The sequence below is a fragment of the Mesorhizobium sp. B2-5-13 genome (assembly GCF_006440535.1).
GTDB lineage: Bacteria > Pseudomonadota > Alphaproteobacteria > Rhizobiales > Rhizobiaceae > Mesorhizobium > Mesorhizobium salmacidum.
In genome coordinates, this window is record NZ_VFUI01000002.1 from 511,713 (window position 1) to 532,692 (window position 20,980).

Annotated in this window: 18 protein-coding genes; 14 read left to right on the forward strand and 4 right to left on the reverse strand. The window is 64.1% G+C overall.

What is annotated here, in order from left to right; all coding sequences use genetic code 11:
• Positions 1–25: 25 nt before the first annotated feature.
• From FJ434_RS05700 to FJ434_RS05710, 3 genes are read right to left on the reverse strand one after another with little or no spacing between them, the layout of a single operon-like run.
• A complete protein-coding gene (locus FJ434_RS05700) occupies positions 26–3,127 on the reverse strand; it encodes an efflux RND transporter permease subunit (RefSeq protein WP_140746472.1) in 3,102 nt (1,033 codons plus the stop codon).
• Positions 3,124–4,194 carry an efflux RND transporter periplasmic adaptor subunit gene (locus FJ434_RS05705; RefSeq protein WP_140746475.1) on the reverse strand — a complete coding sequence of 357 codons (1,071 nt, stop codon included), beginning with the start codon at positions 4,192–4,194 and terminating at the stop codon, positions 3,124–3,126. The genes FJ434_RS05700 and FJ434_RS05705 overlap by 4 nt, the downstream gene beginning before the upstream one ends.
• The gene (locus FJ434_RS05710; RefSeq protein ID WP_140746478.1) at positions 4,191–5,324 is read right to left on the reverse strand and encodes an efflux RND transporter periplasmic adaptor subunit; all 1,134 of its coding nucleotides are present in this window, start codon (positions 5,322–5,324) and stop codon (positions 4,191–4,193) included. Before FJ434_RS05710 ends, FJ434_RS05705 begins: the two co-directional genes overlap by 4 nt.
• 214 nt (positions 5,325–5,538) lie before the next feature.
• Between FJ434_RS05710 and FJ434_RS05715 the strand changes: the two genes are divergently transcribed.
• On the forward strand, positions 5,539–6,816 hold the full coding sequence (locus FJ434_RS05715; protein ID WP_140746482.1) for a 4-aminobutyrate--2-oxoglutarate transaminase: 1,278 nt from the start codon (positions 5,539–5,541) through the stop codon (positions 6,814–6,816).
• 113 nt (positions 6,817–6,929) lie between these two features.
• Here FJ434_RS05715 and FJ434_RS05720 read toward each other — a convergent pair whose 3' ends face one another.
• Positions 6,930–8,183 (reverse strand): FAD-dependent oxidoreductase, encoded by a 1,254-nt coding sequence (locus tag FJ434_RS05720; RefSeq protein WP_140746485.1) that lies wholly within the window; start codon positions 8,181–8,183, stop codon positions 6,930–6,932.
• A 430-nt stretch (positions 8,184–8,613) separates the two neighbouring features.
• Between FJ434_RS05720 and FJ434_RS05725 the strand changes: the two genes are divergently transcribed.
• The 13 genes from FJ434_RS05725 (at position 8,614) to FJ434_RS05785 (ending at position 20,904) form a co-directional block, all read left to right on the forward strand.
• Entirely contained in the window at positions 8,614–9,903 is a 1,290-nt protein-coding gene (locus FJ434_RS05725; RefSeq protein ID WP_140746488.1) for an imelysin family protein, read from the forward strand.
• Positions 9,904–9,956: 53 nt separating this feature from the next.
• Entirely contained in the window at positions 9,957–10,268 is a 312-nt protein-coding gene (locus FJ434_RS05730) for a (2Fe-2S)-binding protein (RefSeq protein ID WP_140507681.1), read from the forward strand.
• The gene (bfr, locus tag FJ434_RS05735) at positions 10,234–10,719 is read left to right on the forward strand and encodes a bacterioferritin (RefSeq protein ID WP_027142053.1); all 486 of its coding nucleotides are present in this window, start codon (positions 10,234–10,236) and stop codon (positions 10,717–10,719) included. The genes FJ434_RS05730 and bfr overlap by 35 nt, the downstream gene beginning before the upstream one ends.
• A gap of 12 nt (positions 10,720–10,731) precedes the next feature.
• Positions 10,732–12,333, forward strand: coding sequence for a di-heme oxidoredictase family protein (locus FJ434_RS05740; protein ID WP_140746491.1), 1,602 nt, complete (start codon positions 10,732–10,734; stop codon positions 12,331–12,333).
• Positions 12,333–13,412 (forward strand): imelysin family protein, encoded by a 1,080-nt coding sequence (locus tag FJ434_RS05745; RefSeq protein WP_140746494.1) that lies wholly within the window; start codon positions 12,333–12,335, stop codon positions 13,410–13,412. The genes FJ434_RS05740 and FJ434_RS05745 overlap by 1 nt, the downstream gene beginning before the upstream one ends.
• Positions 13,413–13,414: 2 nt before the next feature.
• Positions 13,415–14,521, forward strand: coding sequence for a DUF1513 domain-containing protein (locus tag FJ434_RS05750; protein WP_140746497.1), 1,107 nt, complete (start codon positions 13,415–13,417; stop codon positions 14,519–14,521).
• Between the two features lie 107 nt (positions 14,522–14,628).
• On the forward strand, positions 14,629–15,294 hold the full coding sequence (gene tsaB / locus FJ434_RS05755) for a tRNA (adenosine(37)-N6)-threonylcarbamoyltransferase complex dimerization subunit type 1 TsaB (RefSeq protein WP_140746500.1): 666 nt from the start codon (positions 14,629–14,631) through the stop codon (positions 15,292–15,294).
• An 82-nt stretch (positions 15,295–15,376) separates the two neighbouring features.
• Positions 15,377–15,871 carry a ribosomal protein S18-alanine N-acetyltransferase gene (gene rimI / locus FJ434_RS05760; protein ID WP_027142048.1) on the forward strand — a complete coding sequence of 165 codons (495 nt, stop codon included), beginning with the start codon at positions 15,377–15,379 and terminating at the stop codon, positions 15,869–15,871.
• A gap of 26 nt (positions 15,872–15,897) precedes the next feature.
• Complete coding sequence (locus FJ434_RS05765; RefSeq protein WP_140507671.1) at positions 15,898–16,698, forward strand: 1-acyl-sn-glycerol-3-phosphate acyltransferase; 801 nt, start codon at positions 15,898–15,900, stop codon at positions 16,696–16,698.
• A gap of 74 nt (positions 16,699–16,772) precedes the next feature.
• Positions 16,773–18,182, forward strand: a complete 1,410-nt coding sequence (miaB, locus tag FJ434_RS05770) for a tRNA (N6-isopentenyl adenosine(37)-C2)-methylthiotransferase MiaB (protein ID WP_140746503.1) — start codon at positions 16,773–16,775, stop codon at positions 18,180–18,182.
• A gap of 83 nt (positions 18,183–18,265) precedes the next feature.
• Positions 18,266–19,258, forward strand: coding sequence for a PhoH family protein (locus tag FJ434_RS05775; protein ID WP_027142045.1), 993 nt, complete (start codon positions 18,266–18,268; stop codon positions 19,256–19,258).
• 17 nt (positions 19,259–19,275) lie between these two features.
• Complete coding sequence (ybeY, locus tag FJ434_RS05780; RefSeq protein WP_140746506.1) at positions 19,276–19,782, forward strand: rRNA maturation RNase YbeY; 507 nt, start codon at positions 19,276–19,278, stop codon at positions 19,780–19,782.
• Positions 19,783–19,809: 27 nt separating this feature from the next.
• Positions 19,810–20,904: a hemolysin family protein gene (locus tag FJ434_RS05785; protein ID WP_140716096.1), complete on the forward strand. Its 1,095-nt coding sequence runs from the start codon at positions 19,810–19,812 to the stop codon at positions 20,902–20,904.
• Positions 20,905–20,980: the final 76 nt, after the last annotated feature.

The window sequence follows — 20,980 nt, forward strand, 5'->3', positions numbered from 1 at the left end:
TCCGACGCAAAGTGTATTTCCCGCCTCAGGCCGCTCCGCTCTCCGGCAGGACCTCATCCTGCTGCGCTTCGCCTTCCGCCGCGTCTTTCGGCTCCTTGATCCTGAACCACGTCACATAAAGCGCCGGCAGGAACAGCAGCGTGATTGCGGTACCCGCAATGATGCCGCCCATCATCGCGTAGGCCATCGGCCCCCAGAACACTTCGCGGGCGATCGGGATCAGGGCCAGGCTGGCCGCGGCGGCGGTCAGCGCGATCGGCCGCATGCGGTGCTCTGTCGCTTCGATGACCGCGGCCCAGCGATCCCTGCCCCCGGCGACAAGGTCCTCGATCTGGACGATCAGGATGACCGAGTTGCGGATCAGGATGCCGATCAGCGCCAGCACGCCGAGGATGGCGACGAAGCCGAGCGGCGCGCCGCTTGGCACCAGGGCCGCCACAACGCCAATCAGGCCCAATGGCGCCACCGCCACCACCAGGAACAGGCGCTGGAAGCTCTGCAACTGCACCATCAGGATGGTCGCCATGACGAACAGCATCAGCGGCACTACGGCCGCGATTGGTCCCTGGCTCTTGGCGCTTTCCTCGACCGAGCCGGCGGTCTCGACCGAATAGCCAGGCGGCAGCTTGGCGATGAAGGCGTCGACCGACGGCTTCAACTCGTTGACGACGGTCGCCGGCAGTACGTCGCCAACCAAGCCGGCGCGCACCGTGATAGTCGGGATGCGGTCGCGCCGCCAGACGGTGGGCTGCTCCAGATCGTAGCGAAAATTGGCGACCGCGGCGAGGGGGATCGCCTCGCCATTGCCGGTCGGCAGCTGGATGTTCTGCAGCGTCTCGATCGAGCCGCGCTCGGCTTCGCGCGAACGGGCCACGACGTTGATGAGGTATGTCGCGTCACGCACCTGTGTGATAGTCGCGCCGCCCACCGTGCTGTTCAGCGTGCTGGCGATGTCGGACGAGGTGATGCCGAGCTGGCGCGCCTTGTCCTGCAGTACGTCGACCCTCAGCACACGCTGCGGTTCGTTCCAGTCGAAGGTCGGTGCTGCGAGCTTCGGATTGGCTGAGATCACGCCGGCGAATTGCTGCGCCAGTTCTCGAACCGTCTGGATGTCAGGGCCGCCGACGCGGTACTGTACAGGCCGTCCAACCGGTGGTCCGAGCTCAAGCGGCTTGACGAAGGCGTCGGTGCCGACAAACTCCGCGCGCAGCAGCTTCTCCAGCGCCGGCTTCACCCGGTTGCGCGCCTCAATGCTCTTGGTGACAATCACCGTCTGGCCGAAATAGGGATTGGCCGGCTGCACGTCATAGGCCAGCACGAAGCGCACCGCGCCCTGACCGATATAGGAGGAAAAATGGTCGATGTCGGGATTGCCGACCAGCGCCCGCTGTTCGAAGCGCTCCACCTGGTTGCGTGTTTCGGCAATCGAGGAGTTCTGAGGCAGGTTCCAGTCGACGATCAGCTCCGGCCGGTCGGAAGGCGGGAAGAACTGCTGTTGCACTAGGCCGAAGCCGGCGATCGAGGCAGCGAACAGAAGCACGGTCACGATGATCGTCAGCCAATGCCGGCGCACCGAGCCGACAAGCACGCGCCGGAACAGCGACGTGAAGCGGCCCGGCCGGTCGTGATGCTTGGTCTTCATTGTCGCCGGCAGGATGGTGACGCCGAGCAGCGGCGCGAACAGCACCGCCACGATCCATGACACCAGCAGCGATACGGCGATGACGACGAACAGCGTGAAGGTGTATTCGCCGGCAGCACTCGAGTTGAGCCCGATCGGGATGAAGCCTGCGACCGTCACCAGCGTCCCGGTCAGCATCGGGAAGGCGGTCGAGGTGTAGACATAGGTCGCCGCCTTGCGCAGATTGTCACCAACCTCCAGCCGCGCCACCATCATTTCGACCGCGATCATCGCATCGTCGACCAGCAGTCCGAGCGCGATGATCAGCGCGCCCAGTGAAATGCGCTGCAGCGATATCCCCAGATACTCCATGACCGTGAAGGTGATGGCCAGCACCAGCGGGATCGACAGCGCCACGACGAAGCCGGCGCGCATGCCGAGGCTGATGAACGACACCGCGAGCACGATGGCTACCGCCTCGAACAGCGCACGCGTGAAACCCGAGACCGCCTCCTCGACGATGACAGGCTGGTCGGCGACCAGATGCACGCCGACGCCGACCGGCAAGTCGGCCAGCACCTTGTTCATCTCCTCGTGCAGTGCCTCGCCGAATTTGAGCAGATTGGCATTGGGCTTCATGCCGATGGCAAGCCCGATCGCGTTTTGGCCGTTGAAGCGGAACAAGGCCGTCGGCGGGTCGACGTAACCGCGGGTGATCGTCGCCACGTCGCTCAGCCGGAAGAACCGATCGTTGACGCGCAGATTGATGGCGCGCAGGCTCTCCTCGGAAGTGAATTGGCCACCGACGCGCACGCTGATGCGCTCCGGCCCGGACTGGATCACGCCGGACGGCGTGATCGCATTCTGCGCCTGCAGGCTGGCGACGATTTGCTGCTGGTTGAGGCCAAGCGCCGCTATCTGGCGCGTCGAGAATTCGAGATAGATGGCCTCGTCCTGCGCGCCGACCAGATCGACCTTGCCGGCATTGGGCACGGTCAGGATTTTTGTCCTGATATCCTCCACATAGTCGCGCAATTGACGTTGTGTCAGCCCGTCTGCGGTGAAGGCATAGATGTTGCCGTAGACATCGCCGAAGCGGTCGTTGAAGAACGGGCCTTGCACGCCTTGCGGAAATTGCGCCTTGATGTCGTTGACCATGTTGCGCACCTGAAGCCAGTTCGGCACGACGTCGCGCGCCTTGGTGGTGTCCTTCAGGTTGACGAAGATGACAGTCTGGCCGGCTGTGGTGACTGATTTGGTGTAGTCGAGGCTGTCGAGTTCCTCGAGCTTCTTCTCGATGCGGTCGGTCACCTGCCGCACCGTTTCATTGACCGATGCGCCCGGCCAGTTGGCCTGGATGATCATGGTCTTGATGGTGAAGGCCGGATCTTCCTCGCGGCCGAGATTGAGATAGGAAAACACGCCAGCCACCACGAAGACCAGCATGAAATACCAGACCAGCGAGCGGTGGTTGAGCGCCCAGTCGGAGAGGTTGAAGCCTTTCATGAGGCCCCTCCCTCGGGCACTTTGACCTTCTGGCCCTCGCTCAGGTTGTGGACGCCCGCCGTGACGACGCGCATCCCGGCTTCGAGCCCTTCGGCCACAGTGAAGGTGCCGCCGGCCTTCGACGCGACCTTGATATCGCGCATGCTCACGCTGGAGGTCTGCGGGTCGACGATCCACACTTTTTCGGAACCATTCTTGTCGAGCAAAGCCGAGATGGGCAGCTCGATCCTTGGTACGACCTTGGTCATGCGGATCGCCGTTACCGTCGAGCCGAGCCTGAAGGCCTGCGGCGGATCGGTCAGCGTCAGCTTGACGCGGCGCGTTCGGGTCGAGCCCTCGGCCTGGGGCGCGATCTCGCGCAGCTTGGCCTCGGTCTGAATTGTCGGCAGCGACTGCAGGACGACATGGAACGGCGTGCCGGCCGTTAGATCGCCGGTCAACTGGTCGGGAATGTCGACGACTGCCTCGCGCGGGTCCGAGCGCGCCACGGTGACGACCGTCTGCCCGGGTGAGACCGTCTGGCCGACCTCGGCACCGACGGCGGTGACGACGCCATCGAAATCCGAGAACAGCCTGGCATAGCCGAGTTGCTCCCGGGATTTGGCCAGCGAAGCCTTTGCCCGCTCGACACTGGCTTCCGCGGCTTTGCGTGCCTGCTGCGCGGCATCGAAGACCGATTGCGACGTATTGGCGGACGTGAGCAACTGGCGCTGGCGCTCCTCGCTGGCGGCGGCATTGGCGAATTGCGCCTCGGCATTGGAGAGTTCGGCCTTGGCCGCCTGGACGGCCAACTCCAGCGCGGTTGGGTCGAGTGCCGCGATCGTCGTGCCCTTGCTGACGATGTCGCCGACCTTGACGTCGCGCGAGACGACGCGACCGAGCAGGCGGAAGGCAAGGTCGGCGCTGACCTGCGGTTCGACCGAGCCGGCGAAACCGAAGGTTTGCGTGGTGCGCGGCTCGACCACCACCGACAGCACCGGCCGGACGATCTCCGGCGGCTTCTCGTCCGATTTCGAACAGGCGGCAAGCGCGGCAAGGCCAAGCAGGACGGGTAGCAGCCGCTTCATTGCGCCGCTCCCGATATCTCGACCGTCTGGCCGGGGCTGAGCAATTGCCCGCCTGATGTAACGACGCTCTGGCCTTCGTTCAGTCCCTTGGCGATGACGACGGTACCTGAATCAAACGCCAGCACCTCCACCGGCGTCGTCGCGACTGCCTTGGACGCGGGATCGACGATCCAGACCGCCGGCTTGCCGGCACTGGATGTCAGGGCCTGCCAAGGCAACAGGATCGCCTTCGCCGGCTTGGCGCCGACCGAGCCGATCACGGCTGCCCCGAGCGGCATGCCGGCGGGCGTGTCGGGAATGGCGACCTTGACCCTTATCGAGCCTGAAGCCGGGTCGACCGCCGGCGAGATTTCGCGCACCTTGCCTGTTGCCCTGACCTGCGGGTCGGACAACAGCGTGATCGTCACCGCCGGAGAGGCCGGCGTCCTGGCGACCAGCGTCTCCTGCACATTGAACACCGCGTCGCGGTCGCCATCCTCGGCGACGGTGAAGACGGTCTGCGCCGCCTGCACCACCTGGCCGGTTTCGACCTGCCGGGCGGTGATCACGCCGGCCGCACCGGCCTTGAGTTCGGTGAAGGACAGGTTCTGCTGGGCATTGGTGAGCGCGCTCCGCGCGGCATCGACGCTGCCTTGCGCCACCTTCAGCGTCTGGTCGGCCACGTCATAGTCGCGCCTCGTGGTGAAGCCCTGGGCAAGCAGCGTCTTTTGCCGCTCGAAAGTGGCCGCGGCCTGTGTCAATTGCGCCTGCGCGGCATCGAGATCGGCCTGCGCCGAACGCAGATCGGATTCCTGCTCCTGCGGATCGATGCGGGCAAGCACTGTCCCCTGATCGACATGCTGGCCGACATCGACAAGCCGCTCCGCGACGCGTCCGCCAACCCGGAACGAAAGATTGTTCAACGTACGCGCCGCGATCACCCCGGTCAGCGAGGTTCTCGGCGCATAATCGGCCATCGCCACCGTTTCGGTGCGCACCATGACCGGCAGCTTCTTTTCCGCCGCCTCCTGCTTCTGGCAACCGGCGAGCAGCACCAGGGCCGTGCAGGCGAGAATCGAAGCGGCTGGACAAGACAAAGAGGGAGTTTTGGCGGATCGCGGCGAGATGGACGATGTCGCGTTCCTGCTCATGGTTCCCTCGGTCGCGCGCCGGTCGCTGATCGCGATCCCCTCCCGGATATCAGGAGGATAATCGATCCCGAAGAAAAGGAAACCGGTGAATCGCCGGACTGGTCAGGCCCAATCGACCCGGTGACGGTGCCGACTTGAGGAAAATCTGAAATAAGGCCAGAAGGGGAATTCAACGACATCAAACAGAACGGGCGCCGGCCCGGTAAGGGATATCATGAAGAACTCCGCCATTTCCGAACGCAAGAACCAGTCGATCTCGCGCGGCGTCGGCATGACCACGCAGATCTACGCCGATCGGGCTGAAAATTCGGAAATCTGGGATGTCGAGGGCCGCCGCTATATCGACTTCTCCTCGGGCATCGCCGTCGTCAACACCGGCCACCGCCATCCCAGGGTGATCGAGGCAGTCAAGGCGCAACTCGACCGCTTCACCCACACCTGCCACCAGGTCGTGCCTTATGAAAGCTATGTGCGGCTGGCCGAACGGCTGAACGCCATGCTGCCCGGCAAGTTCGAGAAGAAGACCATCTTCGTCACCACCGGCGCCGAGGCGGTGGAGAATGCCATCAAGATCGCTCGCAACGCCACCGGCCGCCAGGCCGTCATCGCCTTTGGCGGCGGCTTCCACGGCCGCACCTTCATGGGCATGGCGCTGACCGGCAAGGTCGTGCCCTACAAGGTTGGCTTCGGAGCCATGCCGGGCGACGTCTACCACGTGCCGTTCCCCGTGCAACTGCATGGTGTCTCGGTCGCCGATTCGCTGGCCGCGCTCGACAAGCTATTCAAGGCCGATGTCGATCCGGCCCGCGTCGCCGCGATCATCATCGAGCCGGTTCAGGGCGAGGGCGGCTTCTACGACGCGCCGCGTGAACTCCTTACGGCGCTGCGCAAGCTTTGCGACCAGCACGGCATGCTGCTCATCGCGGACGAAGTGCAGACCGGCTTTGCCCGCACCGGCAGGATGTTCGCCATGGACCACCATGAGGTGGCGGCCGACATCACCACCATGGCCAAGAGCCTCGCCGGCGGCTTCCCGCTGTCGGCGGTCACCGGCCGCGCCGAGATCATGGATGCGCCCAGCCCCGGCGGGCTCGGCGGCACCTATGGCGGCAGCCCGATCGGCGTCGCCGCGGCACACGCCGTCCTGGATGTCATCGAGGACGAAAAGCTCTGCGACCGCGCCAACACGCTGGGCGCGCGGCTGAAGCAGCGTCTGCAGTCGATCCGTGACGACGTTCCCGAGATTGTCGACATCAGGGGTCTGGGCTTCATGAACGCGGTCGAATTCAACGATGTCAAGAAGGGCTTGCCGTCGGCCGAGATCGCCAACGCGATCCGCCTGAAGGCGCTCGACAAGGGTCTGATCCTGTTGACCTGCGGCGTCTACGGCAACGTCATCCGCTTCCTGGCGCCGATCACCATCCAGGACGAGGTCATGAACGAAGCGCTCGACATTCTGGAAAGCTCGATCCGCGAAGTCTGCGCCGCCTGAACCGCGTTACCTCCCCCTCGTGGGGAGGTCGGACCGCAGGTCCGGGTGGGGGGCTTGGCGCCGACCCCACCCCGCCGCTGCTTCGCAGCGACCCTCCCACAAGGGGAGGGCGGCTATCCCGCAGCTCTTGCCGGCTCATTCTGCTGAAAGGCAGCCAGAGCCGCCTTCAACCCCTCGGGACCCACTGCCACCATTTGCGGTGTCGGCGAAAAACCGACGCCGAGCATCTTGCGGCCAAGCATGTGGTCGCCGGGGCGGTTGACGGATTCGATGCCGAGCAGCCGGTCGCCGGCATAGTGGTAGATCGAGAATTTGTTGTCGGGCAGGTCGCCCAGCACGACATGGCTGTCGCCGCCGGCGGTCAGGCCGACCATCTGCAGCTTCATGTCCCCGATGTCGGACCAGAACCATGGCACCGCCGAGTAGGCGTCGGTGTGATCGGTAATTGTCCGGGCGGCAAGCCGCGCCTGGTCGGTGGCGTTCTGCACCGATTCCAGCCGCACCTCACCGCCGGTGAACCAGTGCCGGTAGGAGGCGGCATCGCCGATGGCCAGAATCTCCGGCGCCGAGCTGCGCATCTGGTGATCGACGCGGATGCCGTTGGCGACAGCAAGGCCCGCGGCTTGCGCCAGTTCGACATTCGGCACGGCGCCGATGCCGACCACGACCATGCGCGCCGGCAGCCTTTCGCCTGACGAGGTGATCGCGGCCGTGACATGGCCGTTTTCGCCTTCGAGCCTTGAAATCGAGGTTCCGGTGAGGATGCGCACGCCTGTCGCTTCCAGCCTTTGCCGGACATGGCTCGCCACCATCGGCGCCACGGCGCGGCCGAGCAGCCGGTCGACGGCTTCGACGACCGTCACGGTGCGGCCGGCCGCCCGCAGCGTCGCGGCGATCTCCAGCCCGATGAAGCCGCCGCCGAGGATAACGACGTCTTCGCTCCGCGCGCTCAACTCCCGGATCAGCCGCGCATCGGCCAGCGAGCGCAGCGACACCACACCGGACAGATCCGCGCCGGGCAGCGGCAGGGCGCGCGGGCGCGATCCGGTCGCCAGGATCAGATGGTCGAAGGCAAGTACGCCGCCGCCGGCAATGTCGAGACTATGGCGGCCGGCATCGATGCGCTCGATCCGCATCCCCGGCCGGTAGTCAATGGCGCTGCCGGTGTAGAACGTCTCGCCCCGAAGCGGTTGAGGCTTGGCTCCGGCCTCCTTGATGAAGGTCTTCGACAGCGGCGGCTTGTGGTAGGGCAGTTCGTTCTCGTCGCCGACCAGGATCACCGGCCCGTCATAGCCATCCTCGCGCAGACTGGCGGCCGCCTGCACGCCCGCGTGACCCGCACCGACAATGACCACGCCGTTCTTCATCGCATTCCGATCCCGCTCGATCCTAGGACGTCTTGCCAAGTGGCAATTGTCTGGCGCCGCCGCAAGAGAGGGTTTGCGGGTCGCACCCGGGACGGCGACTGTCAATCGTACAGTTCGGTGCAGTGTCGGCGCAACGGGCGCATAAAGTTGACTATTGCAGTTTAGAATAATTCTAAACTATTGTTTCGATTGGGTTTTCCAGCAATTCCCATTGACTTTCATCGGACTCGAAGCTTTAAGGAAGCTCGCGCATTGGCGCATCCCTTTGATGTCTGGGCCTTGAACCCGTTCGATTGGAGGCATTTTGGTGTCTTTCTTCCCTGAGCCGCGTGATCACGCGGCATGTCTTGCGCCCAATGGCATGAATGTGGCCTGGCGTGGGTTGGCGCGCGCGCCGCTTAGAAAATTTCCGAGGAACTGGAGAGCGATAATGACAGCACGATATGGCGGCAGGCTGGCGGCGATCGGCGCCACGGCGCTGCTGACGGCAGCGGTATTCGTGCTGCCTGCCAGGGCGGAAACCGACGCGAAGGCGGTCATCAAGACTTACGCGGATATCGGGCTTGCCAAATATGAGGATTCGCTGACCACGGCGCAGGCGCTCGACAAGGCGGTTGACGCACTGCTTGCCAACCCGTCGGCGGAAACGCTCCATGCTGCCCGCGACGCCTGGAAGGCGGCGCGCGTGCCCTACCAGCAGACCGAGGTCTACCGCTTCGGCAACAAGATTGTCGATGACTGGGAAGGTGAGGTGAATTCCTGGCCACTGGACGAAGGCCTGATCGACTATGTCGCCAAGAGCTACGGCACCGAGTCCGATGCGAATTCTCTCTATACCGCCAATGTGATCGCCAACAAGGACATCGAGATCAACGGCAAGAAGATCGACGCCTCGACGCTTTCGCCGGAATTCCTCTCCGGCACCTTGCAGCAAGCCGGTGGTATCGAGGCCAACGTCGCTACCGGCTATCACGCCATCGAGTTCCTGCTCTGGGGCCAGGATCTGCACGGCACCGGTCCAGGCGCGGGCGAGCGTCCCTATACGGACTACGACCTCAAGAACTGCACCGGCGGCAATTGCGCCCGCCGCGCACAGTACCTGAAATCGGCAACTGACCTTCTGGTTTCCGACCTGCGGAAGATGGTCAACGACTGGAAGGAAGACGGCGCCGCGCGCAAGAACCTCGTCGATGGCGAGCCGAACACCGCGATCTCGATCATCTTCACGGGCATGGGGTCGCTCTCCTACGGCGAACTGGCGGGTGAACGCATGAAGCTCGGCCTGCTGCTGCATGACCCGGAAGAGGAGCAAGACTGCTTCTCCGACAACACCTACAACTCACATCTCTATGATGCAGTCGGCATCCGCGCCGCTTACCATGCCAGCTATACCAGGCTTGATGGCACCGTCGTTTCAGGTCCCTCGGTGTCCGATATGGTCAAGGTCGCCGATCCGGCGATCGACAAGGAATTGACTGATAAACTCGATGTCACCGTCGCCAGGATGGAGGCGATCAAGGCGCGCGCCGAGGCCGGCGAGGCCTATGACCAGCAGATCGCCGAAGGCAATACGGCGGGCAATGCCACCGTTCAGGCGGCGATCGACGCGTTGATCGACCAGACCAAGTCGATCGAGCGCGCGGTCGGTTCGTTGAAGTTGAACGCCATTGCCTTCGAAGGTTCCGACAGCCTCGACGCACCCGACAAGGTGTTCAAGTAGGCCTACCCCAAGCCAAACGGCGCCGCACCGGCGCCGTCAGCCAGAGCGACGAAATGCTGATCTGCCATTGCAACATCATCACCGAGAAGGAGATCGAGCAGACGATCATCGGCCTGCTGGATCAGGATCCCTGGCAACTCATCGTGCCGGCAAAAGTCTATCACGCCATGCACAAACGGGGTCGGTGTTGCGGCTGCTTCCCAAATGTGGTCGAAACGATCATTCGGGTCACCGAGAACTACCACGCCCGCTCGCAGGCGAGCGGCGTGGACATCGTTTCACATCTGGATCGCGTCAGAGGCCTGCGCGTTCAATACGGGAGCAGAACCCATGAAAGGCGAACCACAGGTCATCGAGCGGCTTAACGAGGCTCTTTTTCTGGAACTCGGCGCCGTCAACCAATATTGGGTGCATTTCCGTCTGCTCGAGGATTGGGGATACGCCAAGCTGGCCAAGAAGGAGCGTGCGGAATCGATCGAGGAGATGCACCACGCCGACAAGCTCGTGGCCCGCATCATCTTCCTTGAAGGCCATCCCAACCTTCAGTCCGTGGCGCCGCTGCGCATCGGCCAGAACGTCAAGGAAGTGCTCGAATCCGATCTTGCCGGTGAATATGACGCGCGCACTGCCTACAAGCGCTCGCGCGAAATTTGCGATGAAGCGGGCGACTACGTATCGATGAAACTGTTCGAGGAACTGCTGACCGACGAGGAAGGCCACATCGACTTCCTCGAGACGCAGCTCGACCTCCTTGCCTCGATCGGCGAGGAGAAGTACGGCCAGCTCAACGCCGCATCGGCGGACGAGGCGGACTAAGGATATGCGGGAATGCGGCGCCTCTTAGACGTCCTGCGCCGCTTGCGGCGGGCCAAGGGTCCGCTGCGCCTTCGGAAAACGCCAGCGATACCGGCTGGTCGGCGTGGCCTTATTCTGGTGCTGGCGCTGACACCCTCCGCGATCGCCGGCGACCTTCAACCGGCCGGCCTCGCCACCACGCGCACCGATCTCAATGCTAAGGATCAGGCGCGCGTCACCGCCGTCAGCAGGCCGACCACGGATTTCTCCAAACCCGAGCCTTTCGAACTGATGCAAGGTGGCGCCGGCACCTCGCGGAAGGACGTCAGCCGTGATTCCTTCTCGCAATCCTCAGCCAACATCAGCTTCGAGGAAGAAGGCACCTTCAAGCTCGGCAACGCGCTTTTCCGCAAGAACTGGGTGTCGTCGCCATCCTCGACGCAGGCCTCGGATGGGCTTGGGCCCCTGTTCAACGAACGCGCCTGCCAGAACTGCCATCTGAAGGATGGCCGCGGCCGACCGCCGCAAGGCGATGCCGGCACCACCTCGATGTTCCTGCGGCTGGCGCGTGACGCAAGCAGCGCGGAAGAGAAGGCGGCGCTCGCCGACCACAGGCTGCTCAATCTCCCGGACCCGGTCTATGGCACGCAGTTGCAGGAACTGGCCGTCCCTGGCCTCAAGGGAGAAGGCAGGATGCGAGTCGACTATAAGGAACGCAAGGTGGAACTGACGGACGGCACCGTCATTTCCCTGCGCAAACCCACCTACGCGGTCGACGATCTTGCCTATGGGCCGCTCGATCCGCGCACCACGCTGTCGCCGCGCCTGACGCCGCCGATGATTGGCCTTGGCCTGATCGAACAGATTGCGCCGGCCGACATTGTGGCCCATGCCGACCCGGACGACAGGGACGGCGATGGCATCTCCGGCAAGTTGAACATCGTGCGTGATGACCTAAGCGGCGAGCTGACGCTTGGCCGTTTCGGCTGGAAGGCGCAGGCGGCGTCGATCCGCCAGCAGGCCGCGGATGCCTTTGCCGGCGATATCGGCATCTCGACGGCGGAAGAGCCGAAACACTGGGGTGATTGCACCGCCGCGCAGGAAAAATGCCTCGCAATGCCCAACGGCGTGCAGGCGCGTCTCGGCCCGGCCGAGGCGCCGGCGCCGGTAATGGATCTCGTCACCTTCTATTCACAGAACCTGGCTGTGCCGGCGCGGCGCGGCCTCGCTTCGCCTGATGTGCTCGCCGGCAAGAAGGTCTTTTACGAAATCGGCTGCGTCGCCTGTCACACGCCGAAATTCGTCACCCGTCGCGATGCGCCTGACAAGGCGCAGGCGTTCCAGTTGATCTGGCCTTATTCCGATTTCCTGCTGCACGACATGGGGCCGGATCTTGCCGATGGCCAGACCGTGGGCGAGGCGACCGGCAATGAGTGGCGCACCCCGCCGCTATGGGGTATCGGCCTCACCGAAACGGTCAACGGCAATTCCTTCTATCTGCACGATGGCCGTGCGCGCTCTTTGGTCGAGGCTATCCTGTGGCATGGTGGCGAGGCGCAGAAGGCGCGCGACCGCTTTGCCGCCACCGGCGCCATCGAGCGCGATGCATTGGTCAAATTCCTGGAGTCACTTTGATGCCGAAGCGTTTCGCGCTGGTCCTCGTTCTCCCATTGGCCCTGCTGGGGGCCTTGCCCGCATCGGCCGCGGTGAAAGCCTCTGACGTCATCCAGCGTGCGATCGACGGCTTTATCCGACCGGCCTATGAGGACCTGCACCAGCATACGGAAGCCCTCGTGAAAGCGATGCACAAGCTCTGCGAGGCGCCGTCGCAAGGGGAGCTTGATGCGGCGCGGGCCGAATTTTCGGCCACCATTCATGCCTGGTCATCGGCCGAGATCATCGGTTTTGGGCCGATCAAGGAGAACAACAGGCTGGAGCGCATGCTGTTCTGGCCGGACCGCAAGAGCATCGGTCTGAAACAGGTTCAGGCGGCGTTGTCGGACGAGGATCCAGCCGCCACCGACCCTGTCCAGCTCGCCGGCAAGAGCGTTGCCATGCAGGGGCTCGGCGCGCTGGAATTCGTGCTTTACGGCGACGGCGCCGATGTCTTGACGGGCAAGGACGAACCCTATCGCTGCGCCTATGGTGCGGCCGTTGCCGGCAACATCGAAATCATCGCCGCCGACGTCAGCGCGGCCTGGAGCAAACCGGACGGTTTCGCCGCACTCTGGGCCAATCCGGGGCCGCAAAATGCGCTCTATCGCGATGGCAACGAGGCGGTCACCGAACTGGTCGGCGTCTTCATCAACGAGCTGGAAATGGTCCGCGATGTGCGCCTGAAGGGTTTTCTGGGCGCTAGACCCGATGCCGACAAGCCAAAACAGGCGATCTACTGGCGTTCGCAAAACACCGCCAATGCGCTGGCTGGAAATCTGGCCGGCGTCGATGCGCTGTTCCAGCTGTCGAAGCTTGGCGACGCGCTGCCGCCGGATGCGCATTGGATGGCGGAATCGATCCACATCCAACTGGTCAACGGCGTGGCGACCGCCAAGGCCGTCCGGGGCCCGATCGACAAGGCGCTCGCCGATCCGGCGCTGCGTGAAAAACTCGAGCATTTCGCCCTGATCACCTCCAGCCTGTCGACCTTGATCGGCACCAGGCTGACCGCCGAGTTCGGCCTGACCGCCGGCTTCTCGTCGCTGGATGGGGACTGAGCATGAAGAGATTGCTCATCGACCGCCGCGATTTCTTGAGGGCCGCCGGCATCGGCTTCGCCGCCGCCGTGACGCCCTCCGTCTGGGCAAACACGCTTGCTGCTGACGCGGTCTTCGCCACCGCCTTCGTCAAGCGCGACGGCAGTTTTGGCGCTGCCGTCCTGTCCGAGGCCGGCAAGCTTCTGCATGCGATCGACTTGCCCGATCGCGGCCATGACGTCACCTTCGATCCCATATCGAAGCGTTCGGTGGTCTTCGCCCGCCAGCCCGGCACCTTCGCCGTCGTTTTCGATCACACGGGGCGCGACGCTCCGCAAACCATCGCCAGCATCACCGGCCGGCACTTCTTCGGTCACGGCGTGTTCTCGCCCGACGGCGCTCTGCTCTACGCCACCGAGAACGATTTCGACAACGCGGCCGGCGTGGTCGGCGTCTACGATGCGCGGGCGAAATTCAGTCGCATCGGCGAATTCCCGACCTACGGCATGGGGCCGCACGAACTTCTGCTGCTGGGCGACGGCAAGACGATCGCGGTCGCCAATGGCGGCATCGAGACCCATCCCGACTATGGCCGCGCCGAGCTTAACATTGCCACCATGAAACCCTCCTATGTGCTGGTCGACCGCGTCACCGGCGACCTGATCGAAAAGCATGAATTGCCGGCTGCATTGCACCAATTGTCGATCCGCCACATGGATACCGACCAGACCGGCGCCGTCTGGTTCGGTTGCCAGTACCGAGGCCCCGGCACCGATCGTCCGCTTCTGGTTGGACGGGCGGCGCGGGGCAAGGAGTTGCGGCTGCTCGACATGCCGCAGGACGTGCTGTCAGGTTTCCGCAACTATATCGGCTCGGTCGCCGCCAATCCTGTTGCCGGTACCGTCGCCGTCTCCTCGCCGGAAGGTAATTCGCTGGTCGTGATCGATGCGGGAAGGGGCCGGGTCGTCTCCTCCAGCGCGCTGGTCGAGGTCTGCGGCGTGGCGCCCGACCGGGCCGGCTTCATGGCCACCACGGGCGCCGGCGAGATCATCGAGGGCAATGGTGGCACGCGGTCGGAACCGGCCTATGTCTGGGACAACCACATGCTGCGCATAGAGCAGGCGGCATAAGCTCTTCTGCCAGGCCAAACCGAAGCCGCTTAACAAATTGTGCACTATACCCTTGCGATTGCGCGCTATGGCGGGCACAGGGAATTGTTTCTCGAACCGGTCGTTTCATGAAAGTTCTCGCCATCGACTGTGCCGCCAGCCTCTGCGCCGCCTGCGTCTACGACGCGGCGGTCGGGCGGGAGCTCGGCCGTTCGGTGCTCGATCTGGGCAAAGGCCATGCCGAGCACCTGATGGCCGTCATCGCCGAAGCGTTGAAGGCCGGTGCGACCGACTACGCCGGCCTTGGCGCCATTGCCGTTTCCGTTGGCCCCGGCTCCTTCACCGGCCTGCGCGTCGGTGTGTCGACCGCGCGCGGCCTGGCGCTGGCGCTCAAGGTGCCGGCAATCGGGGTGACGACCCTCGAGGCGCTGGCCGCCGAGGCGGCCACCGCATTTCCAGGCCGTGCCGTGCTGGCGGCGCTCGATGCCGGACGCGAGGAAATCCATGCCGCGCTCTACGATGAAATGTCAGTGTTGACTTACGGTCCGGCGGTGAGCACGCTTGCGAACGCGGTAGCCATGGCGTCGGAGCATTCCGCGGTGCTCGCCGGTACGGCAGCGACGCTGATCGGCCGCACCTTCGACATCGGGCCTCGGACAGCAACCGCCGACATCCTCACCTACGCCCGGCTGGCTGCCGCAAAGGGACAGGGCGAAAGGCCGAAGCCGCTTTATCTGCGCGGTGCCGATGCCAAGCCACAGGCCGGATTTATACTTTCGAGGCAAAGACCATGATCCCGAAAAGTGGAAGCCGGTTTTCGCGGACAAACGGCCCTGTTTGTCCAGAGATCATGGTCAGGCGAGAAAACGAGAATTGATGCGTATACCCTTTCTCCAATCGCGTCGCCGGGACTACGCGCTCGAGCCGCTCAGGGTCACCGACAGCCCCGCTGTCTCGGTGCTGCACCGCGAGGACTTTGTCCGCCCATGGACCGACGGTGAGTTCGCTGCCTTGCTCGAACAGGACACCGTCTTTGGCTATGCCGCGCGCGAAACCGGGCAGGGCGACAAGCCGCCTGTTGGCTTCGTCCTCGCCCGGCTGGCCGCGGGCGAGGGTGAAATCCTGACCGTCGCGGTGGCGCGATCGCATCGCCGCCAGGGCCTGGGCTGGCAGTTGATGGACGCGGTGCTGCGCGAACTCCATTCGCAGCGTGCCGAAGCCCTGTTCCTCGAGGTCGATGAGACCAATGCCGCCGCGATCGCCCTCTATCGTCGGCTGGGTTTTCGGGAAGTCGGCAAGCGCCCGGATTACTACAAGTCGCCTGATCGCGGGCCGACCGGCGCGCTTGTCATGCGCCGCGATCTTCGCTAGCGAGGGATCGGGTAGGGCCAGGACATATGATCGGAAAAATCAGGATTTTCCTGGCGCTGGGCCTTGTCGTCGCCGGGTCGCTGGTTCTCGTGCCGCTGCAGATACTGTCGATGAAGACGGGCTGGTGGCCGGAAGCCTTCGTCCTCAAGATCTGGCACCGGCTGATCATCCGGGCGCTCGGCATGCGCATTCATGTCAGGGGAACGCTGTCGGCCAAGCGGCCCTTGCTGGTGGCCTCCAATCACATTTCCTGGACCGACATCATGGTGCTGGGCTCTTTTGCCGATGTGAAGTTCATCGCCCGAGCCGACATGGAAGGCTGGCCGCTGATCGGCATGCTGTCGAAGCTGCAGCGCACCGTCTTCATCGAGCGCGAGCGCAAGCGCTCCTCGGGCGACCAGGCCAGCGAGATCGCCAACCGCATGGCCAAGGGCGATGCCATGGTGCTGTTCGCCGAGGGGTCGACCGGTGACGGCAATGTCGTCCTGCCCTTCAAGAGCACGCTGTTCGGCGCCGCCTCGATGGCGATCTCGGAAGGTGCCGCGCAGGAAGTGTTCATCCAGCCCGTGGCGATCGCCTACACGCGGCTGCACGGCGTGCCACTCGGCCGCCGCCACCGCCCGATCGCCGCCTGGATCGGCGACGAAGACCTGATGCCGCATCTCAAGGTGCTGATGGCCGAGGGCGCGCTCGACGTGGAGGTGCATTTTGGCGAACCGATCGCCTTTGCCAAGGGTTCCAACCGCAAGGAAACGGCCAAGCTGATGGAAGGCCGGGTGCGCGAGATGATGCAGGCGGCCCTCGCCGATCCGCTCCCGAGCCGTTAGCCGCCGGCATGCGCCAGCTGACGCATGCCAGAATCGTCTGTTTTTTGTCACGGAAAGGCGTTAGAAGCCGCCGGATGGACTTGAACACGATTGAAAGCGACGACATCGGCACCGTGGCCGGACAGCCGGCGGTGCGCACCACGGCAGCGAAGAAGGTCTTCATCAAGACCTATGGCTGCCAGATGAACGTCTATGATTCACAGCGCATGACCGATGCGCTGGTCGCCGACGGCTATACCGCGACCGATGCAATCGGCGAGGCCGATCTGGTGCTGCTCAACACCTGCCATATCAGGGAAAAAGCCGCCGAAAAGGTCTATTCGGAACTTGGCCGCATCCGTGACATGAAGGCCGAGCGCGCCAGCGCCGGCCGCGAGATGCTGATCGGCGTCGCTGGCTGCGTGGCGCAGGCCGAGGGCGCCGAGATCATCCGCCGGTCGCCGGCCGTCGACCTGGTCATCGGGCCGCAGACCTATCACCGTCTGCCCGACGTGCTGGCGAGAGTGCGCGGCGGCGAGAAGATCGTCGAGACCGAATACGCCATCGAGGACAAATTCGAGCATCTGCCGCAGCCCAAGCGTGCCGAGGTGATCAAGCGCGGCGTCACCGCCTTCCTCACCGTCCAGGAAGGCTGCGACAAGTTCTGCACCTTCTGCGTCGTGCCCTATACGAGAGGCTCGGAAGTGTCGCGGCCGGTGGCGCAGATCGTCGCGGAGGCCGGGCGCCTGGCCGAGGCCGGGGTGCGCGAGGTGACGCTGCTCGGCCAGAACGTCAACGCCTGGCATGGCGAGGGCGAGAACGGTCAGGAATGGGGTCTCGGCCGCCTGCTGTTCAGGTTGTCTGAAATCCCTGGCCTAGCGCGGCTGCGCTATACCACCAGCCATCCGCGCGACATGGACGACGAATTGATCGCGGCGCACCGGGACCTGCCGTCGCTGATGCCCTATCTGCATCTGCCGGTGCAATCCGGCTCGGATCGCATTCTGAAGACGATGAACCGCAGGCATACGGCGAACGACTATCTGGCGCTACTCGACCGCATCCGTGCCGCGCGCCCCGATATCGCGTTGTCGGGCGACTTCATCGTCGGTTTCCCCGGCGAAACGGAAACCGATTTCGAGGCGACGATGGAACTGGTGCGCCAGGTGAACTACGCCTCGGCCTTCTCGTTCAAATATTCGCCGCGCCCCGGCACGCCGGGCGCCGACATGCCCGACCACGTGCCGGAAGCGGTCAAGGATGAGCGCCTGCAGCGCCTGCAGGCACTGCTGTTGAAACAACAGCAGGATTTCGGCTTGAGTTTGGTCGGCAGCACCATAGATACATTGATCGAGAAGCCCGGCCGCCAGGCCGGCCAGAAGGTTGGTCGCTCGCCTTGGCTGCAGCCGGTTATTGTTGATGAAATGGCCGGCGAAATCGGTGACATTATCAAGGTGCGAATCACGAAGACGGGCTACAACAGCCTGTTCGCCGAATTGGCCTGAGGGTCTCGGCAGATGAGGAGAGACGGTTGAGCGCAGCGGAGCTGAAGAATCTGCCCCCGGTACCGGCATCCGGGGCTTCTGACATGGCGCACATCGTTCTGACTTTCGACAACAACAAGCTTGCCAGCGCCCTTTACGGCCAGTTCGACGAGAACCTCGCCCGGTTGGAGCAGAAGCTCGGCGTCGACATCCGCTCGCGCGGTAACCAGTTGACCATCAAGGGGTCCGCTTCTGCCGCCGAACAGGCGCGCCGCGCCTTGGACAATCTCTACGGCATCCTGCAGAAGGGCGTCGATATCGGCCAGTCCGATGTCGACGGCGCCGTGCGCATGGCTGTCGCCGCCGATGATCAGCTCACGCTGCCGACATTGGAGCGCAAGGGCAAGGTCTCCGCCGCCCAGATCGCTACCCGCAAGAAGACCATCTATGCCCGCTCGCTGAACCAGGATGCCTATATGCGGGCGCTGGAGCGGTCCGAACTGGTGTTCGGCATCGGTCCGGCCGGCACCGGCAAGACCTATCTGGCGGTGGCGCATGCGGCGATGCTGCTCGAGCGCGGCATGGTTGAACGCATCATTTTGTCGCGACCGGCCGTCGAGGCCGGCGAACGGCTGGGCTTCCTGCCGGGTGACATGAAGGAGAAGGTCGATCCGTATCTGCGCCCGCTCTATGACGCGCTCTACGACATGATGCCGGCCGACAAGGTCGAGCGTGCGATTGCCGCCGAAGTGATCGAAATCGCGCCGCTTGCCTTCATGCGCGGCCGTACGCTGGCGCACGCCGCCGTCATTCTCGACGAGGCGCAGAACACCACGCCGATGCAGATGAAGATGTTTCTCACCCGTCTCGGCGAGAACTCGCGCATGATCGTCACCGGCGATCCCACCCAGATCGATCTTCCCCCGAGCACCAAATCAGGCCTGGTCGAAGCCTTGCGTGTGCTCGACGGTGTGGCAGGCGCGGTAACCGTGCGCTTCAACGACGTCGACGTCGTTCGCCATCCGCTGGTGGCCGAAATCGTCAGGGCCTATGACCGGGACACCAAGCTGGCTCGTGGCCTTGGCGCCGAGAATTGATGTGACGATGCGGCCTCATGCCTGAGGACAGCACATCCGGCGGCGGGAGCTTTCCGGGTCCCGTCGAGATCGATATATCGGTTGAAGCGGGCAACTGGCCCGATGAAGCAAGCCTGACGCGGCTGGTCGATCGCGCGGTTGACGCCGCTTTCGCCGAGACCGGTGTGACGGGTCGTTCCGAACTCAGCATTGTTTTTTCCGACGATGCCCATGTCCGTACCTTGAATGCGGACTGGCGCGGCAAGGACAAGCCCACCAACGTCTTGTCTTTCCCGGCTTTTCCGCATGTGAAAGGTGGTCCGCTGCCGCCGATGCTCGGCGACATCGTGCTTGCCGCCGAAACCGTGGCGCGCGAGGCGACACTGGAAGACAAGCCGCTGGAGAACCATATCTGCCATCTCGTCATCCATGGCCTGCTGCATCTCATGGGTCATGATCACGAGACTGACGCCGAGGCCGAGGAGATGGAAGCCGTCGAGCGCGCCGCGCTTGCAAGGCTTGCCATTCGCGATCCCTACGCGTAACTAAAAAGATCAATTGACCGGACGACGATGAACGACAAACCAGAGACTGCCGCCCGCCCCGATGCCGGCAGTGCGATCAAGGCTTCCGATACGTCGGAAGAGGGATCAAGTCCCAGTACCGTTACCGCTGGTGTTGCCAACACCGGCAGCGCCGCCACCGGCCCGTCGCCTGCCGGTCCCTCCCTGTTCAACCGCGTGCTGGGCCTGTTCCGGCAACGCAACGGCACCAGCTTGCGCGAGGAGATCGCCGGCGCGCTCGCCGAAACGACAAGCGATGTCGAATCCTTCTCGCCTGGCGAACGTGCCATGCTCAACAACATCCTGCGCCTGCGCGAAGTGCGCGTCGAGGACGTCATGGTGCCGCGCGCCGATATCGAGGCGGTCGAGATCGCCACGACGCTTGGTGACTTGCTTGGCATGTTCGAGCAATCCGGCCATTCCCGCATGCCGGTCTATTCCGAGACGCTCGACGACCCGCGCGGCATGGTCCATATCCGCGACGTGCTGGCCCATATCACCAAGATTGCGCGCGTCAGGAAGGGCCGCACGACCCGTAAAACGCCCGTCGCCACGGTTCTCGATCTTGCCCAGGTCGACCTCGCGCGCACCATCGGGGAGCTCAACCTGATCCGCCAGGTCCTGTTCGTGCCGCCGTCGATGCTTGCTTCCGACCTGATGGGCCGCATGCAGACGACGCGCACGCAAATGGCCCTGGTCATCGATGAATATGGCGGCACGGACGGCCTCGTCTCGCTCGAGGACATCGTCGAGATGGTGGTCGGCGACATCGAGGACGAGCACGACGACGACGAGCCGATGATCACCCAGACCGGTGACGGCGTGTTCATCGTCGACGGCAAGGCCGAGATCGACGAGGTCGCCAAGATGATCGGCGAGGATTTCGCCGCGGGTGAACATGGCGAATATGTCGACACCATTGGCGGCATGATCTTCAACACGCTCGGCCGCGTGCCGGCGCGCGGCGAGGTGGTGCAGGCCATTCCCGGCTTCGAGTTCCATGTGCTTGACGCCGATCCGCGCCGCGTCAAGCGTGTCCGCATCGTGCAGAGCCAGAAGGGCGAGCGCCGCCGGCGCGCCACGGCGCGCACCGAACAGGCCTGAAAAGCTCCGCGCCATGACGGTCGAGGATCCGTTCAAGCATCCGGTCCTGGGTTCTGGCGTATTCTACCGCGACCCG

Bases quoted from the DNA above. Each gene is read 5' to 3' on its own strand.
- FJ434_RS05700 (WP_140746472.1), bottom strand. From the start codon at position 3,127: ATGAAAGGCTTCAACCTCTCCGACTGGGCGCTCAACCACCGCTCGCTG.
- FJ434_RS05705 (WP_140746475.1), bottom strand. From the start codon at position 4,194: ATGAAGCGGCTGCTACCCGTCCTGCTTGGCCTTGCCGCGCTTGCCGCC.
- FJ434_RS05710 (WP_140746478.1), bottom strand. From the start codon at position 5,324: ATGAGCAGGAACGCGACATCGTCCATCTCGCCGCGATCCGCCAAAACT.
- FJ434_RS05715 (WP_140746482.1), top strand. From the start codon at position 5,539: ATGAAGAACTCCGCCATTTCCGAACGCAAGAACCAGTCGATCTCGCGC.
- FJ434_RS05720 (WP_140746485.1), bottom strand. From the start codon at position 8,183: ATGAAGAACGGCGTGGTCATTGTCGGTGCGGGTCACGCGGGCGTGCAG.
- FJ434_RS05725 (WP_140746488.1), top strand. From the start codon at position 8,614: ATGACAGCACGATATGGCGGCAGGCTGGCGGCGATCGGCGCCACGGCG.
- FJ434_RS05730 (WP_140507681.1), top strand. From the start codon at position 9,957: ATGCTGATCTGCCATTGCAACATCATCACCGAGAAGGAGATCGAGCAG.
- bfr (WP_027142053.1), top strand. From the start codon at position 10,234: ATGAAAGGCGAACCACAGGTCATCGAGCGGCTTAACGAGGCTCTTTTT.
- FJ434_RS05740 (WP_140746491.1), top strand. From the start codon at position 10,732: ATGCGGCGCCTCTTAGACGTCCTGCGCCGCTTGCGGCGGGCCAAGGGT.
- FJ434_RS05745 (WP_140746494.1), top strand. From the start codon at position 12,333: ATGCCGAAGCGTTTCGCGCTGGTCCTCGTTCTCCCATTGGCCCTGCTG.
- FJ434_RS05750 (WP_140746497.1), top strand. From the start codon at position 13,415: ATGAAGAGATTGCTCATCGACCGCCGCGATTTCTTGAGGGCCGCCGGC.
- tsaB (WP_140746500.1), top strand. From the start codon at position 14,629: ATGAAAGTTCTCGCCATCGACTGTGCCGCCAGCCTCTGCGCCGCCTGC.
- rimI (WP_027142048.1), top strand. From the start codon at position 15,377: ATGCGTATACCCTTTCTCCAATCGCGTCGCCGGGACTACGCGCTCGAG.
- FJ434_RS05765 (WP_140507671.1), top strand. From the start codon at position 15,898: ATGATCGGAAAAATCAGGATTTTCCTGGCGCTGGGCCTTGTCGTCGCC.
- miaB (WP_140746503.1), top strand. From the start codon at position 16,773: ATGGACTTGAACACGATTGAAAGCGACGACATCGGCACCGTGGCCGGA.
- FJ434_RS05775 (WP_027142045.1), top strand. From the start codon at position 18,266: ATGGCGCACATCGTTCTGACTTTCGACAACAACAAGCTTGCCAGCGCC.
- ybeY (WP_140746506.1), top strand. From the start codon at position 19,276: ATGCCTGAGGACAGCACATCCGGCGGCGGGAGCTTTCCGGGTCCCGTC.
- FJ434_RS05785 (WP_140716096.1), top strand. From the start codon at position 19,810: ATGAACGACAAACCAGAGACTGCCGCCCGCCCCGATGCCGGCAGTGCG.